Origin of the sequence: Mycobacterium sp. DL, from assembly GCF_039729195.1 — a bacterium.
In the GTDB taxonomy this organism is placed as follows: Bacteria; Actinomycetota; Actinomycetes; order Mycobacteriales; family Mycobacteriaceae; genus Mycobacterium; species Mycobacterium hippocampi_A.
Map to the genome: position 1 here is coordinate 4,591,737 of NZ_CP155796.1, position 14,833 is coordinate 4,606,569.

14 protein-coding genes are annotated in these 14,833 nt (G+C 67.2%); 8 read left to right on the plus strand and 6 right to left on the minus strand.

The genetic code is table 11. From position 1 onward, the window contains the following. The first annotated feature begins 20 nt into the window (after nt 1-20). Nucleotides 21-1,706: an FAD-dependent oxidoreductase gene (locus ABDC78_RS21915; RefSeq protein ID WP_178358371.1), complete on the plus strand. Its 1,686-nt coding sequence runs from the start codon at nt 21-23 to the stop codon at nt 1,704-1,706. A 3-nt stretch (nt 1,707-1,709) separates the two neighbouring features. On the opposite strand, the gene ABDC78_RS21920 is transcribed toward ABDC78_RS21915, so the two are convergent. Then, complete coding sequence (locus ABDC78_RS21920; protein ID WP_178358370.1) at nt 1,710-2,486, minus strand: DUF4239 domain-containing protein; 777 nt, start codon at nt 2,484-2,486, stop codon at nt 1,710-1,712. 144 nt (nt 2,487-2,630) lie between these two features. On the opposite strand from ABDC78_RS21920, the gene ABDC78_RS21925 reads away from it, so the two are divergent. Continuing rightward, nucleotides 2,631-5,378 carry a family 1 glycosylhydrolase gene (locus ABDC78_RS21925; RefSeq protein ID WP_178358369.1) on the plus strand — a complete coding sequence of 916 codons (2,748 nt, stop codon included), beginning with the start codon at nt 2,631-2,633 and terminating at the stop codon, nt 5,376-5,378. Here the strand turns inward: ABDC78_RS21925 and ABDC78_RS21930 are convergent. From ABDC78_RS21930 to ABDC78_RS21940, 3 genes are all read right to left on the minus strand, one after another. Beyond that, the gene (locus ABDC78_RS21930; protein WP_178358368.1) at nt 5,375-5,836 is read right to left on the minus strand and encodes a VOC family protein; all 462 of its coding nucleotides are present in this window, start codon (nt 5,834-5,836) and stop codon (nt 5,375-5,377) included. The genes ABDC78_RS21925 and ABDC78_RS21930 overlap by 4 nt on opposite strands. Nucleotides 5,837-5,910: 74 nt before the next feature. Then, nucleotides 5,911-6,531, minus strand: coding sequence for a maleylpyruvate isomerase N-terminal domain-containing protein (locus ABDC78_RS21935; RefSeq protein WP_178358367.1), 621 nt, complete (start codon nt 6,529-6,531; stop codon nt 5,911-5,913). Beyond that, nucleotides 6,528-7,646 carry a citrate synthase 2 gene (locus ABDC78_RS21940; RefSeq protein ID WP_178358366.1) on the minus strand — a complete coding sequence of 373 codons (1,119 nt, stop codon included), beginning with the start codon at nt 7,644-7,646 and terminating at the stop codon, nt 6,528-6,530. Before ABDC78_RS21940 ends, ABDC78_RS21935 begins: the two co-directional genes overlap by 4 nt. Before the next feature lie 91 nt (nt 7,647-7,737). On the opposite strand from ABDC78_RS21940, the gene pdxH reads away from it, so the two are divergent. From pdxH to ABDC78_RS21965, 5 genes are all read left to right on the plus strand, one after another. Next, a complete protein-coding gene (gene pdxH, locus ABDC78_RS21945) occupies nt 7,738-8,367 on the plus strand; it encodes a pyridoxamine 5'-phosphate oxidase (protein WP_178358402.1) in 630 nt (209 codons plus the stop codon). 107 nt (nt 8,368-8,474) lie between these two features. Further along, nucleotides 8,475-9,125: a TetR/AcrR family transcriptional regulator gene (locus tag ABDC78_RS21950; RefSeq protein WP_178358365.1), complete on the plus strand. Its 651-nt coding sequence runs from the start codon at nt 8,475-8,477 to the stop codon at nt 9,123-9,125. Nucleotides 9,126-9,216: 91 nt separating this feature from the next. Beyond that, a complete protein-coding gene (locus tag ABDC78_RS21955; protein ID WP_178358364.1) occupies nt 9,217-10,521 on the plus strand; it encodes a citrate synthase in 1,305 nt (434 codons plus the stop codon). A gap of 160 nt (nt 10,522-10,681) precedes the next feature. Further along, on the plus strand, nt 10,682-12,115 hold the full coding sequence (locus ABDC78_RS21960) for an MFS transporter (protein WP_178358401.1): 1,434 nt from the start codon (nt 10,682-10,684) through the stop codon (nt 12,113-12,115). Next, on the plus strand, nt 12,108-12,527 hold the full coding sequence (locus tag ABDC78_RS21965; RefSeq protein ID WP_178358363.1) for a MarR family winged helix-turn-helix transcriptional regulator: 420 nt from the start codon (nt 12,108-12,110) through the stop codon (nt 12,525-12,527). Before ABDC78_RS21960 ends, ABDC78_RS21965 begins: the two co-directional genes overlap by 8 nt. On the opposite strand, the gene ABDC78_RS21970 is transcribed toward ABDC78_RS21965, so the two are convergent. Both ABDC78_RS21970 and ABDC78_RS21975 read right to left on the minus strand, forming a co-directional pair. Next, complete coding sequence (locus ABDC78_RS21970) at nt 12,524-14,089, minus strand: NAD(P)/FAD-dependent oxidoreductase (protein ID WP_178358362.1); 1,566 nt, start codon at nt 14,087-14,089, stop codon at nt 12,524-12,526. The genes ABDC78_RS21965 and ABDC78_RS21970 overlap by 4 nt on opposite strands. Nucleotides 14,090-14,092: 3 nt before the next feature. Then, nucleotides 14,093-14,341: a DUF2630 family protein gene (locus ABDC78_RS21975; protein WP_178358361.1), complete on the minus strand. Its 249-nt coding sequence runs from the start codon at nt 14,339-14,341 to the stop codon at nt 14,093-14,095. Between the two features lie 72 nt (nt 14,342-14,413). Between ABDC78_RS21975 and ABDC78_RS21980 the strand changes: the two genes are divergently transcribed. Next, on the plus strand, nt 14,414-14,776 hold the full coding sequence (locus tag ABDC78_RS21980; protein ID WP_178358360.1) for an FKBP-type peptidyl-prolyl cis-trans isomerase: 363 nt from the start codon (nt 14,414-14,416) through the stop codon (nt 14,774-14,776). Nucleotides 14,777-14,833 lie beyond the last annotated feature (57 nt).

Here is a 14,833-nt window from a genome sequence, read left to right on the forward strand (position 1 = left end):
CGGTCCCGGACGGGATCTTCATGCCCCACGTCATCACACAGTCGTGCTGCAGTGACGGGTCGTGCGTCTACGCATGCCCGGTGAACTGCATCCACCCATCCCCGGACGAACCGGGATTCGCCACAGCCGAGATGCTCTACATCGACCCGGCGGCATGCGTGGACTGCGGCGCCTGCGTGTCGGCCTGCCCGGTCGGTGCGATCGCGGCCGACACTCGGCTGACCGAGGAGCAGCTGCCGTTCGTCGAGTTGAACGCGGCCTTCTACCCGGCGCGGGAGGGCAAGCTGCCGCCGACGTCGAAATTGGCTCCGGTGATCGAAGCCCCGGTGGTGCACACACGGTCGGGTGGTCCGCTGCGGGTCGCCATCGTGGGCTCGGGTCCTGCGGCGATGTACGCCGCCGACGAACTGTTGACGCAGCAGGGCGTGAGGGTCAACGTCTTCGAGAAGTTGCCGACGCCCTACGGACTGGTGCGCGCCGGGGTCGCACCCGACCACCCGAGCACCAAGAGGGTGACGTGGCTGTTCGAGCGGATTGCCCGGACCCCCGGGTTCTCCTTCTTCCTCAACTGTGAGGTGGGTTCGGACCTGACTCATGACGAACTGCTCGAACACCATCACGCGGTGCTGTACGCAGTCGGCGCACCCGACGACCGTCGACTCGAGATCGACGGAATGGGCCGACCCGGAACGTCGACCGCCACCGAGGTGGTCGCGTGGATCAACGGGCATCCCGAGTTCACCGAGCTGCCTGTGGATCTGAGCGGTGAGCGTGTTGTCATAGTCGGCAACGGGAACGTGGCGCTCGACGTGGCACGCATTCTCACGAGCGATCCGGACACCTTGGCGCGCACCGACATCGCCGGCCATGCGCTGGCCGCACTGCGCGAATCTCGGGTGCAGGAAGTGGTGATCGCGGCCCGCCGGGGTCCCGCCGCCTCGGCCTTCACGCTGCCGGAACTGATCGGTCTGACGTCGACCTGCGACGTGGTGCTCGACACCGCGGACCACGACCTGGTGATCCGTGACCTTGCGACCGAAACCGACCCGCTGACACGCAACAAGCTCGAGATCCTGGCCAAACTGGGCGAATCGGCCGCGGCCCGCGAGACGGGGATCTCCCGGCCCAGGATCCGGCTCGCGTACGGCCTGACCCCGACACGGATCCTCGGGAACGCGGGAACCACCGGGATCGAGTTCACTCTGACGGGTTCCGACGAGACCGTGGAGATCTCGGCGGGGCTGGTGCTGACGTCGATCGGCTACCGGGGCAAGCCGATTCGGGGCCTTCCGTTCGACGAGGTGGCCGCGGTGGTCCCCAACGACGGAGGTCGCGTCGTCGATCAGGGTGGCGCCGTGCGTGGCAGCTACGTCGCGGGCTGGATCAAGCGCGGCCCTACGGGCTTCATCGGCACGAACAAGTCGTGTGCCGCGCAGACGGTGCACAATCTCGTCGACGACTACAACAACGGCTTGCTCGCCGACCCGGTGCACAAGGTCTCCTCCCTCGATCGGTTCGTCCGGAGTCGTCAGCCGAAGGTGGTCGACCACGCCGGATGGAAGGCGATCGACGACGCCGAGATCAGCCGCGGCGGCGGGCACCGACCCCGCGACAAGTTCACCGCCGTCGCCGACATGCTCGACGCCGCCGCCACCGCCCCGGAACCGCCGGCATACCAACGACTGCTCGCCGGCCTGCGTCGCTGAGGCTCAGTCCGTCCAGGCCTCGAGCACGTTCACGTAGGCGGTGGGTTGCACTGACAGATCACCGACGAACGGGTGCTCGAGCGCGAAGATGAGGTAGAAGACGAAGGCCAGCAGCGCCGAGGTCAGGCCGACGGCCAGGGAGTGGAGAAGCAGGTCGCGGGTGCCGAACAGGAACGTGAACGCCATCACCACGCCACCACCGCCCACCAACAGGACCCAGAGTTCGCCGGGCACCGACGAGTCGCCTGTCGACACCCGCGTCTTGCGATCGGTGTCCAGGTCGCTCAACCGGTTGATGGCGTGGTCGAAGAAGGCGATCTCATTGCGGGTCTCGGGCTGAACCCGGAGGTAGTTCTCCCATACGGCGTTCATTTCGGCCGAGCGTTCGACGACCTTTTCACCGCGGTGCATCCGCGGGAACTCCACGTCGATCACGTGGCGGGTGTAGGCGATGAGGCTCTGTTGGATCGGCGTCTGTGATTCGGCGGGCAGCGCAGCGGAATCCCGCATGAGGTCGGCGATCGCGGCCGCCTCCCGGCTACTCGCGTCTTCGGCATCCCCGAACTGCTCCCAGACGACCACCACGACGAAGGCGACAAGCACCGCGTAGAGGACCCCGGCGAGCTGAAACATCGTGCCGGACACAGCGTTGGAGTTCTCGAGTCGGGTGTGGGAGACCACCTTCCGGAACACCAGGAGTCCGCCCACGGACAGTCCGACGATCACGGCGACCCAGAGGAAGCCCAGGATCGGTGCGGGAATCTGCAGAAGCCAAATCACAAGCGCGTCCCTAACCCTCAGCCGAAGGGCAATTATCACTGCCGCCACCCGTCGCCGCGTCGCGAACACACCGGTCTGTTCTGGGCGGATTCGTCTTTGGGCAAAGTCACACCGGCCGTCCCCGGGCGGAGGTATGCAATGTGGATGAACTCTGCACAGGTCATCGGTCGTGTCGGGAGCCTGGCGGTGGCGCTCGGCGTCGGCGCTGCGGTGTTCACCGGCTCCGGAGTGGCGTGGGCGACCGACGATGCCGACGGCGGTGGGTCTGCGCCCAGCGCGGCTGCGACAGAGCCGTCGGGCGACCCCGCGGAGTCGGACGGGAAGCGTGCCGATGCCCAGGACCCCGACGAGACCGACGAGACCGAGACCGAGGCCGAGGCTGAGGCAGAGGCCGAGGCGGAGGAAGTCGAGACCGAGGAGTCCGAGGAGGCCGGGTCGGATGTCGACGTGGAAGACGAGCCCGACCTAGAGCCCTCGACCGGCGGGGACGATATCGAGACCGGTGAGGCCGTCGAGGTCAGCGGGGATGTGTCCGACGCCGACACCACCTCGGAGCCGCCCGTCGAACATGAGGGCAACCGGCCGGCCGACGCCGATCCGGCAACAGTGGTGAAGCGAGCCGTGGCGCGCGAGTCGGACACCGTTGCCGACACCACCGGGGCGGTCGAGGCCGATGCCCGCAGGCAGGACCCGCCCCAACCCGCCGAACCTGCCACCGATTCCGAGGATTCTGCTCTGCTGGAACAACATTCGGTAGCGCCGGCCATGGTCACGACCACCGTCGCGCCGCCGAAGGTGCCGAGCTGGCGCCTCTGGCCGACCGCGTACGACGTACGCACCGTGGTGACGTACGTGGCCGATCTGGCCGGAAGTTTCATCAAAGCCCTGTTGCAGCCGTTCGCGGCGAAGCCGTCGGCCCCCTCGGCCAACCCCACCGAGTGGGCGTTGCTGGCCTGGATCCGACGCGAGTTCTTCAACCAGAGGCCGACTCCGGTCGAGAATCCGCTGCCCTACATGCAGAGCCTCACCCTCGACGGCGATGTCGTCGTGACCGGCGCTGTCGGGTTCGAGGACCGCGACGGCGACCCGCTGACCTACACCGTGGTCGGCAGGCCGCTCAACGGTGGCACGGTGCAGGTCGATCAACACGGTGACTTCGTGTACCGGCCGATGAACGCGATGGCCGCGGTGGGCGGCACCGACTCGTTCACCGTCGTCGTCAGCGACGAGCGCGCCGGCCTCCAGGTGGGAGGCCTGCTCGGTCTGTTGAAGTTCGTGCCCATTCTGGGCCCGCTGCTCTATCCCAGTGGGGGGCACCGGGTGGCTCACACAGTCACCGTCACCGTCGATCCGGTCGACGGGGTCGATCTGTCACTACCGGCGGACTTCCGCTGGGGTGTAGCGCACTCGGGATTTCAGGCCGAGGGCGGTCCCGGTTCGCCGGTGGACCCCAACTCCGACTGGTACCGGTGGGTGCACGATCCGCTCAATCAACTGCTCGGCCTGGTGAACGGGGTGCCCGAAGACGGCCCGGGAGCGTACGTCTCCTACGAGAGCGACGCTGACCTGGCGCGTGACGAGCTCGGCGTGAACACCTTCCGGATGGGTATCGAGTGGAGTCGGATCTTCCCGAACTCCACTGCGGCGATTGACATCTCAGATGAAGGTGGCGGAGTCAGCCTCGCCGACCTGCAGGCGCTGGACGCGCTGGCGAACCTCGACGAGGTCGGTCACTACCGGGCGGTGTTCGACGCGTTACGGCTGCGGGGGCTCGACCCGATGGTCACCGTCAACCACTTCACCCTGCCGGTGTGGGTGCACGACCCGATCGTCGCGCGTCCGCTGATCCAGTTGGGGTTGCCTGCGCCCGCGGCGGGGTGGCTGTCGTCGAGCACACCCGGGGAGTTCGAGAAGTACGCCGCCTACGTGGCGTGGAAGTTCGGCGACCAGGTGGACAACTGGGTCACCGTCAACGAGCCCTTCTCGCCGGTGCTGACCGAGTTCCTGGCGATCCCGTGGGTGGTGCCGAACTGGCCGCCCGGGGTGATCCGCCCCGATCTCGCCTCGACGTTCCTGGTCAATCAGGCCATCGGCCACGTCGCGGCCTACGACGCGATCCACGCGTGGGACACCGAGGTGGCCAACGCAGGTGGCCCCGCTGCATTTGTGGGATTCGCCCTCAACATGCTCCCGGCCCGGCCGGCCAACCCGGTGAGCCTGCTCGACGTGCAGGCGGCCGACGCCTGGAACCAGTACTACAACCAGTGGTTCCCGAACGCCGTGATCGACGGCTGGGTGGACGTCGACTTCGACGGCATCAAAACCGCCAACGAGGTGTTCGCGGACTTCGTGGGCAAGGTCGACTTCCTGGGCGTGCAGTACTACGGCTCGCAGCCGATGATCGGTTTCGGCGTGGCGCCGGTGCCCGGGTTCCCGTTCCTGCGCGGCTTCCCGATCCGCTGCCAGCCTTCGCCTACGTGCAGTGACTTCAACCAGCCCACCGACCCCGGCGGATTTCGCGAGGTGCTCGAACTCGCGGCCTCTTACGGAAAGCCGTTGTGGATCACCGAGAACGGGATCGCCGACGCCGACGATTCCAAGCGGCCGTCCTACATCGTCAATCACATCGCCGTCGTCCAGGACCTGACGTCGCGCAGCGCCACAAATGGAATAGACATCCGCGGCTACACCTACTGGTCCTTCGTCGACAACCTCGAATGGTCCGAAGGGTACGACCTGAAATTCGGTCTGTACGGCTCGGATCCGAACACTCCCGAATTGGAACGCACTCCGAAACCGGACAGCATCGCCGCGCTCAGTGGAATCACCTCGGCGAACGGACTGCCTCTGTGGCTGCTCGGGCAGTACGTCCCGAATGCGGTGACGAGCTAGCCTTCGCTGCCCATGTTCGCGGTCATCTCGGCGAAGTCGACCTCGCGCACCGTCTCTGCCAGCGACCACTGGTGGCCGAAGGGATCGCGGACCACGCCGTAGCGGTCGCCCCAGAACTGGTCCTCGAGTGGACTGACCACGGCGGCGCCGGCATCGAGTGCCCGTTGGAATCGGCCCTCGACGTCGGGGCCGTGCAGGTGCAGGGTCACCGAGGTGCCCCCCAGCGCGGCCGGCGTGCTCGACTTGCCTTCGCAGAACTCGGGGAAGTCGTCGTTGACGAAGACCATGAAACCGTTGATCTGGAACGCGGCGTGGATCAACTTGCCCTCGGGGCCCGGGATGCGGGCCATCTCGACGGCGTCGAAGGCCTTGGCGTAGAAGTCGAGCGCGGCGGCGGCGTCGTCGACGACGAGGTGGGGCACCAGCATTGGGGTGTTGGCTTCGGGGTTGACGGCCATGTTGCTCTCCTGTGTCGTGGTTGCCTGAGGTGGCTGTCATGGAGACCGACGTCGACGGGAAAACTCATCGGCGCTCAGACCACAGAGAATCCCGACGGCAGATCCCGGCGGCCAGTCAGGGCCATCAGCACCGCTGGACCGCGGCCGAGTCGGACGCCGATCTGGGTGGCGAGCGCGGCCGCTTCGGCGAGCACCTCCTGCGGTGCTGAGAACTCGAGGTCGACGGCGCTGGCGATGTCCAGTCCGTGCACGGCGAACTCGAAGGTGCGGGTCGGCAGGTAGCTGCTCAGCCGGATCCCCAGGCCGCCGATCACCTCGATCAGCGGGTCGTCCACCTGGTCCAGTTCGGACAGCACCCGCGGCACCAGTGCCTCGATCGTGGCGACGGGGTCCGCGCCGAGGTCCCGTCCAGCCTGGCGCCCCCGCTCGACGACGGCGGCGGCGCCCATCCCCGCGGCATAGTCCTGGATCTTCACGTAGTAGTCGGCGGCGTCGGTGACGTCTTCGCGCTCCGCGGTGCTCTGCAGGTAGGTGCTCACGGTGGTCAGCGATCGCGACGTGTGGCCGACCAGGGACCGCAGATCCCATTCGCCCAGTCCGGGACCGTCCCAGCGCCCGTCGGGTATCCGTCGTACCAGCGCCGCGAAAGCCTCTGCGGCCGAAGCGAACACCGCGCTGGGCCTGGTGCCGGTCACGACAGTCCGAGAAGGTCCCAGCCCTCGACCGACTCGGGGCTGCGGGGCGCAGGTCCGACGTAGACCGCCGACGGCCGCACGAGCTTGCCGAGCCGCTTCTGCTCGAGGATGTGCGCGCACCAGCCCGCGGTGCGTCCACAGGTGAACATCGCGGGCATCATCTTCGGCGGTACCTGCGCGAAGTCGAGGATCACCGCCGCCCAGAACTCGACGTTGGTCTCGATCGCCCGATCGGGCCGGCGTTCGCGCAGCTCCGTCAGCGCGGCCTGCTCCAACGCGGCCGCCACCTCATACCGGGGCGCCGCCAGTCGTTGCGCGGTCGCCCGCAGCACCCGGGCGCGCGGATCCTCGGCCTGATATACGCGGTGCCCGAAGCCCATCAGCTTCTCGTTGCGGTCCAGGATGCCCTTGACCACCGCCCGCGCATCGCCGGTCGCCTCGGCCTCCTCGATCATCGGGATCACCCGCGCCGGTGCGCCGCCGTGCAGTGGCCCGCTCATCGCGCCGATCGCGCCCGACAGTGCTGCGGCCACATCGGCTCCGGTCGAAGCGATGACGCGGGCGGTGAACGTCGAGGCGTTCATGCCGTGCTCGGCGGCACTCACCCAGTACGCATCGATGGCCTCGATGTGACGAGGATCCGGATCACCCTGCCAGCGGGTCATGAATCGTGCTGTGACGGTGTCGCATCCGTCGACCGTGCGCTGGGGCACCGCGGGCTGGTAGATGCCGCGCGCGGATTGGGCGACATAGGACAGCGCCATCACCGACGCCCGGGCGAGCTGGTCGCGGGCGGTCTCGTCGCTGATGTCCAGAAGAGGCGGGTAGCCCCAGATGGGCGCCAGCATCGCCAGGCCCGCCTGCACGTCGACGCGGACATCGCCGCTGTGGATCGGCAGTGGGAACGGCTCGGCGGGCGGCAGGCCGTGGCCGAACCGTCCGTCGACCAGCAGCCCCCACACGTCGCCGAACGTGACCCGGCGCGCGACCAGATCCTCGATGTCCACACCGCGATAGCGCAGCGCACCACCGTCCTTGTCGGGCTCGGCGATGTCCGTCTCGAACGCCACCACGCCCGCCAACCCGGGAGCAAAATCCTTCGGCACCGCAGTCATGCGCCGATTCTCGCACCCACGTCGGCGGGCCGACCAGACGGCACTGTCGGCGTAACGTTGTCGCGTGGGCACTTCTGAACATCTGGCCCGGATGCGGGTGGAGTACGGATCGGTGGAAAAGGACGGCAGCGGCGACCTCGACGCCGATTGGCTCGACGTCGGCTGGGTGGCACTGCTGGGTAGCTGGATGACCGAAGCCGAACAGGCAGGTGTCTCCGAACCGAATGCGATGGTGGTCGGCACGGTCGACAACGACGGGCGGCCGGTCACCCGCACGGTGCTGTGCAAGAGCGTCGACGAGTCCGGCATCTCGTTCTACACCAACTACGACTCCGACAAGGGTGACCAGTTGGCGGCCACTCCGTACGCGTCGGCGACCTTTCCGTGGTACCTGCTCGGGCGCCAGGTGCACCTCCGAGGTCCCGTCACCAAGGTGGCCGCCGAGGAGACGGCCGACTACTGGAGCAAGCGTCCGCGCGGATCCCAGCTGGGAGCGTGGGCCTCACAGCAGAGCAGACCGATCGACTCCCGTGCGGCCCTGATGCAGCAGCTGGCCGACGTCACCGAGCGGTTCGCCGATGTCGAGGATGTCCCGGTACCGCCGCACTGGGGCGGCTACCTGATCGCACCCGAGGTGGTCGAGTTCTGGCAGGGGCGGGAAAACCGGGTGCACAACAGGATTCGGGTCCGCGGCTCGATCGTCGAGCGCCTGCAGCCTTGATCCCCGCGTGACGGTGGCATGCACGGTCGAAGTCGCGCCATTCGGCAACTGTCGGCGGGTGCCACATTCTCATCTATTTCATAGCTAGACGGATTAGCATCTGATCCGTGATCGAAGCCGGGGGGGAGTCTGTCCTCGGTCTGCGCGAACGAAAGAAACGCCGGACCCGCGCGACGCTGATCGACGCCGCGGTCGGCTTGTGCGACCAGCAGGGCTTCGACGGCACCACCGTCGACCAGATCGCCGCCATCGCCGACGTGTCACCCCGCACCTTCAGCCGCTACTTCGCCACCAAGGACGCCATCGCGCTCGCGCTGATCGACGAGGTGCTCGCCACCGTGGCCGACGAGCTCGCGCGCCAGCCTCTCGACGTCGGTCACTTCGAAGCGCTGCGCCGCGCCTACATCGCGATGGCGCAGGGCACCCGGCTGGCCCCCGCAGGCGGCCTGTCGTCGGACCGGATGCTGCAGATCATGCGGATCATCGTGTCGTCGGCGACGCTGCGGCAGGCCGCCGTCGAATTCCGTGCGGGACCCGTCGACGCGGTGATCGCCCAGCGGATGGGCACCACCGTCGACGACCGGAGGGTGAAGCTGATAGCCGCAGTCTGGTCGGCTCTGCTGATGACGGCGCTGCGGGAACTGACCGACGATCTCGCAGCACTCGTCCCCATCGACATCGACGACGTCGTTGCCGTCTTCGAAGCCACCTATGCCGAGTTCGCGGGCGAAATCACCCGTCTTGGCCAGCCTGCCTGACCCGCTGTCCGCCCCCGCGGGCGTGACTGGTGCAATGGGACTACCTTTTGTAGGCAGACTTCGTACTCCCGAAAGACATGAAGGGATCCCAGTGGCCGATAACGCCGAAGCCGGGCAGCAACATGCCACCTTGAAGTACCCAGGTGGCGAGCTCGACCTTGACATCGTCCAAGCCTCTGAGGGAGCGGACGGCATCGCTCTGGGGTCGCTGCTCGCCAAGAGCGGCTACACCACCTTTGACGGCGGTTTCGTCAACACTGCTTCCACCAAGAGTGCCATCACCTACATCGACGGTGACGCCGGGATCCTGCGGTACCGCGGCTACCCGATCGAGCAACTGGCGGAGAAGTCGACGTTCATCGAGGTCAGCTACCTGCTGATCTTCGGCGAACTGCCGACCTCCGAGCAGTTGGAGAAGTTCACCACCCAGATTCAGCGGCACACACTGCTGCACGAGGATCTCAAGCGCTTCTTCGACGGTTTCCCGCGCAACGCGCACCCGATGCCGGTGCTCTCCAGCGCCGTGAACGCGCTGAGCGCGTACTACCAGGATTCGCTGGATCCGTTCGATCCCGGCCAGGTGGAGCTGTCCACCATCCGGCTGCTGGCCAAACTGCCGACGATCGCGGCGTACGCCTACAAGAAGTCCGAGGGGCAGCCGTTCCTGTACCCGGACAACTCTCTGACGCTGGTCGAGAACTTCCTGCGGATGACGTTCGGTCTACCGGCCGAACCCTACGAGGTCGATCCGGAGATCGTGCGGGCCCTGGACATGCTGTTCATCCTGCATGCCGATCACGAGCAGAACTGCTCGACGTCGACGGTGCGGCTGGTCGGCTCCTCGCAGGCGAACCTGTTCACGTCGGTCTCCGGTGGCATCAACGCGCTGTGGGGGCCGCTGCACGGCGGCGCCAACCAGGCGGTGCTCGAGATGCTGACGAAGATCCGCGACGGTGACGACGACGTCGCGACGTTCGTCAAGAAGGTCAAGGACCGCGAGGACGGCGTGAAGCTGATGGGCTTCGGTCACCGCGTGTACAAGAACTACGATCCACGCGCCCGGATCGTCAAGGAGCAGGCCGACAAGATCCTCGCCAAGATCGGCGTGCAGGACCCGCTGCTCGACATCGCGAAGGAACTCGAGGAGATCGCGCTGACCGACGACTTCTTCGTCGAGCGCAAGCTCTACCCGAACGTCGACTACTACACCGGCGTGATCTACCGGGCGATGGGCTTCCCGACCCGGATGTTCACCGTGTTGTTCGCGCTGGGACGGCTCCCGGGGTGGATCGCCCACTGGCGAGAGATGCACGGCGAGCCCAACAAGATCGGCCGGCCGCGTCAGATCTACACCGGTTACACCGAACGCGACTACGACGACATCGGCGGCCGCTGAGCAACCCCCTCTTCTTCCGCGAGCGCGCGGGTCTGCACGACGACACGCCGCTATCGCCGGCGTTCTGCGCACGCTCGCGCCGATCGAGGGTGACGTAGTGCACGTTGCACCGCAACAGTTGTAGTTTCACAATGGTCGGGTGAATCCAACCGTCGGCGTGATGACGCCCAGGCGCAAGGCCACCATTCTGGTCTCGTGCTGCCTGAGTCTGCTCATCGTGTCGATGGACGCGACCATCGTCAACGTCGCGATTCCGACGATCCGCACCGACCTGTCCGCCTCGCCCGCGCAGATGCAGTGGGTCGTGGACATCTACACGCTGGTGCTCGCGTCGTTGCTGATGCTCTCCGGAGCCGCCGGGGACCGCCTCGGTCGCCGCAAGGTGTTCCAGACCGGCCTCGCCCTCTTCGCGATCGGGTCGCTCGCATGCAGCCTCGCGCCCACCATCGATACACTGATCGGCGCGCGATTCCTGCAGGGCATCGGTGGTTCGATGCTTAATCCTGTTGCGCTGTCCATCATCTCGCAGATCTTCACCGGCCGGGTGGAGCGTGCGCGCGCCTTGGGCGTGTGGGGTGCGGTGGTCGGCATCTCGATGGCGCTCGGGCCGATCGTCGGTGGCCTGCTGATCGAGACGATCGGGTGGCGTTCGGTGTTCTGGATCAACCTGCCCATCTGTGCGGTGGCGATCCTGCTCACCGCGCTGTTCGTCCCCGAATCCAGATCGGCGACCATGAGAAGCGTCGACCCTGTCGGTCAGATGCTGGCGGTGACCTTCCTGTTCGGCATCGTCTACGCCCTCATCGAGGGGCCCGTACTGGGCTGGACGGACGCCCGCGTCGTCGGCATCGCCGGTGTCGCAGCGGTCGCCTTCGTCGGGTTCCTGCGCTACGAATCCCGGCGCCGGGACCCGTTCCTGGATCTGCGGTTCTTCCGCAGCATCCCGTTCACCGCCGCGACGGTCACCGCGGTCAGTGCGTTCGCCGCGTGGGGCGCGTTCCTGTTCATGATGTCGTTGTATCTGCAGAACGAGCGCGGCTACTCGGCCATGCACACCGGGCTCATCTATCTGCCGATCGCACTCGGGGCGCTGCTGTTCTCCCCGCTGTCGGGACGCCTCGTCGGTCGCTACGGTGCGCGGCCGTCGCTGGTGGCGGCCGGGGTGTTGATCACCCTCGCATCGTGCCTGCTGACGTTCCTGACCGCGACGACGCCGGTGTGGGTGCTGTTGGTGATCTTCACCGTCTTCGGAATCGGCTTCTCGATGGTCAACGCCCCCATCACGAACGCCGCGGTGAGCGGGATGCCGCTCGATCGCGCCGGGGCGGCCTCGGCGGTGACCTCGACGAGCCGTCAGGTCGGCGTCAGTATCGGTGTGGCGCTGTGCGGTTCGATCGCGGGCACCGCGATGGCGGCCGGTGGTGCTGACTTCGCGACCGCCGCCCGCCCGCTGTGGTTCATGAGCGCGGGCCTGGGGCTGGTGATCCTGGCGTTGGGTCTGTTCGCGACATCGCCGCGCGGTCTGCGCTCGGCGGAGCGGCTGGCACCGCTGATCGCCGGGCCCCCGGAGCCGGTCAAGGAGGCCCGTGTCTGACAACAGCATCGCCGACGAGGTCTGGCGCGATCTGGCTGCGTTCGTCATCGATCACCAGGATGGCTGGAAGCGGGCTGTCGTTGATCAATCCGGCCTGCCGTTCAGCAGGATCCGCATCCTGCAGCGATTGACGCGCACCCCGCTGTCGGTCAAGCAGGTCGCCGCCGCGGCGACCGTTGACGCGCCAGCGGCGACCGTCGCCGTCAACGACCTGGAGGAACGTGGATTGGTCGTCCGCCGGGTCGACCCGGCGAACCGCCGGTGCAAGCTGGTGTCGCTGACCGACGCGGGCCGCGCGATGGTCGCGGCGATCGACGACGTGCACGATCCTGCTCCCGACGTACTCGCCGATCTCGACGTCGACGACCTGGTGGCGCTGCGCTCGATCGTCGGCAAGCTGATCGGCCGTTAGCCCTCCAGCACAGCCATCGCCGCGTTGTGACCGCCGATCCCCGAGACAGCACCACCGCGTCGAGAACCGGATCCGCACAACAGAATTCGGTCATGTGCTGTGGCAACTCCCCACCGCTGGGCCGACGTCGTCAACGGTTCGTCGTCCTCGGCGAACGGCCATGTCAACGCCCCGTGGAAGATGTTGCCGTTGGTCATACCCAGCGAGTCCTCCAAGTCGGAGGTGGTCTTCGCTTCGATGCAGAGCCGACCGGATGAGTCTTCCATCAGCACATCCTGAACAGGTTCGGCCAGAACGGAGTTCAGTGAGGTGAGCACTGCGGAGGTCAGGTCGTCACGCACCCGGTCGGGTGTTCCCGACGTTGCCAGACTGTGCGGTGTGTGCAGCCCGAACACCGTCAGGGTGTGCGCGCCGGCCGCGCGCAGCGAATCGGACAGGATCGTCGGATCGGCCAGCGAGTGGCAGTAGATCTCGCACGGCAGCGGATCGGGTACCGCACCGTGCGCTGCCTGCCGATAGGCGTCCCCGAGTTGGGTGAAGGTCTCGTTGATGTGGAACGTGCCGCCGAAAGCCTGCTCCGGCGTGACGGTTTCGTCCCGCAGGCGAGGAAGTCGCCGCAGCATCAGGTTCACCTTGACCTGGGCTCCCGGGGCCAGGTCCGGCTCGTCCTCACCGAGCAGTCGGGCCAGCACTGCGGGCGTCACGTTGGCCAGCACATGGTGGGCGGCGACCCGATGCTCCGAATCGTTATGCCGATACCGCACCTCGCCGTCCGGTTCGATCGCGTAAACCTCAGCTCCGGTGACGATTTCGGCTCCGAACCCGGTTGCCGCCGCCGCCAGCGCACCGCTGACCGCCCCCATGCCGCCGACCGGCACATCCCAGTCGCCGGTTCCGCCGCCGATCAGATGGTAGAGAAAGCACACGTTCTGCCGCAGCGACTCGTCGTCGAGGCGGGCGAACGTTCCGATCAGCGCGTCGGTCGCCATCACTCCGCGAACCAGGTCGTTGGCGACCGCCGCGGTGATCGCCTCGCCGATGGGGCGCTCGAACACCGACCGCCACACGGCCCCGGCGTCGTCGCCACCGTCGGCGACGACGGCCCGCAACGTCTCTGAGCGGCTCCGCAGCGGTTCGATCATCGTGGGCCACAGCCGCGACGTCACCGCTCGGCAGCGCCGGTAGAAGTCGTCGAATCCGGCCTCGTCGGCACCGGCCCCGACAGCGCCGAACGTCGAGGTCGGGCCGATCAGCAGCCCCGTTCGGCCACCGTCGGACGGATCGGGTGTGTACGACGAGAACCGGCGCCGCGACAACCGGACCCGCACGCCGAGGTCGTCGATGATGCTGCGCGGCAGCAGGCTGACGAGATAGGAGTAGCGCGACAGGCGTGCGTCGACGCCCTCGAAGGCGTGCGCCGAGACCGCTGCGCCGCCGACGTGGTCCAGTCGCTCCAGCACCTGCACGCGGCGACCCGCCCGGGCCAGATACGCGGCTGCAACCAGGCCGTTGTGTCCGCCGCCGACGACGACGACGTCACTGTGCGTCCGCTGCGGCGTCACCGGTCAGCCGAGGTAGCCCTCGACCTCACCGGCCGGGCGCACCTGCGCGTCATCCGGGTTGCCGCCGCTGGCACGCAGGGCGCGCCGCTGCCGGAGCAGATCCCAGCACTGGTCGAGCTGTACCTCGATCGACTTCAGTCGCCGGTGTTCCTCGGATTCGTCGATCTCGTGGTGCTGCACCTTGTCGCGCAGCTCCTTCTCCTCGGCGACGAGTCCGTTCACCTGCGCCAGGATGTCTTGGTCGTTGGTCACGCCTTTCAGTGTGCCCGTATCGGAGGGCCGGCGAGAGGCAGATCCGGACAAGTCGGCCGTTAGGCTGGTCGAATGGCTACCAAACCCGAGATCGAGTTCCCCGATGGTCCTGCCCCCACCGAGTTGGTGATCGAGGAAATCGTCGTCGGCGACGGCCTCGAAGCCGTTCCGGGCGCCAATGTCGAGGTGCACTACGTCGGCGTCGAGTACGACACCGGCGAGGAGTTCGACAGCTCCTGGAATCGCGGCGAGTCCATCGAGTTCCCACTGCGCGGGCTGATCCAGGGATGGCAGGACGGCATCCCCGGCATGAAGGTCGGCGGGCGGCGCAAGCTGACGATCCCGCCGGAGAAGGCCTACGGTCCTGCCGGTGGCGGTCATCGCCTGTCGGGCAAGACCTTGATCTTTGTCATCGACCTGCTGGCCACCCGCTAGCCGAACCGCCGAAACGGTATTCCACGCGGCCTCGACGTCGGATTCCGCGCGAAGGAA

Bases quoted from the DNA above. Each gene is read 5' to 3' on its own strand.
- ABDC78_RS21915 (WP_178358371.1), top strand. From the start codon at position 21: ATGCCCCACGTCATCACACAGTCGTGCTGCAGTGACGGGTCGTGCGTC.
- ABDC78_RS21925 (WP_178358369.1), top strand. From the start codon at position 2,631: ATGAACTCTGCACAGGTCATCGGTCGTGTCGGGAGCCTGGCGGTGGCG.
- ABDC78_RS21930 (WP_178358368.1), bottom strand. From the start codon at position 5,836: ATGGCCGTCAACCCCGAAGCCAACACCCCAATGCTGGTGCCCCACCTC.
- ABDC78_RS21940 (WP_178358366.1), bottom strand. From the start codon at position 7,646: ATGACTGCGGTGCCGAAGGATTTTGCTCCCGGGTTGGCGGGCGTGGTG.
- pdxH (WP_178358402.1), top strand. From the start codon at position 7,738: ATGCGGGTGGAGTACGGATCGGTGGAAAAGGACGGCAGCGGCGACCTC.
- ABDC78_RS21960 (WP_178358401.1), top strand. From the start codon at position 10,682: ATGACGCCCAGGCGCAAGGCCACCATTCTGGTCTCGTGCTGCCTGAGT.
- ABDC78_RS21980 (WP_178358360.1), top strand. From the start codon at position 14,414: ATGGCTACCAAACCCGAGATCGAGTTCCCCGATGGTCCTGCCCCCACC.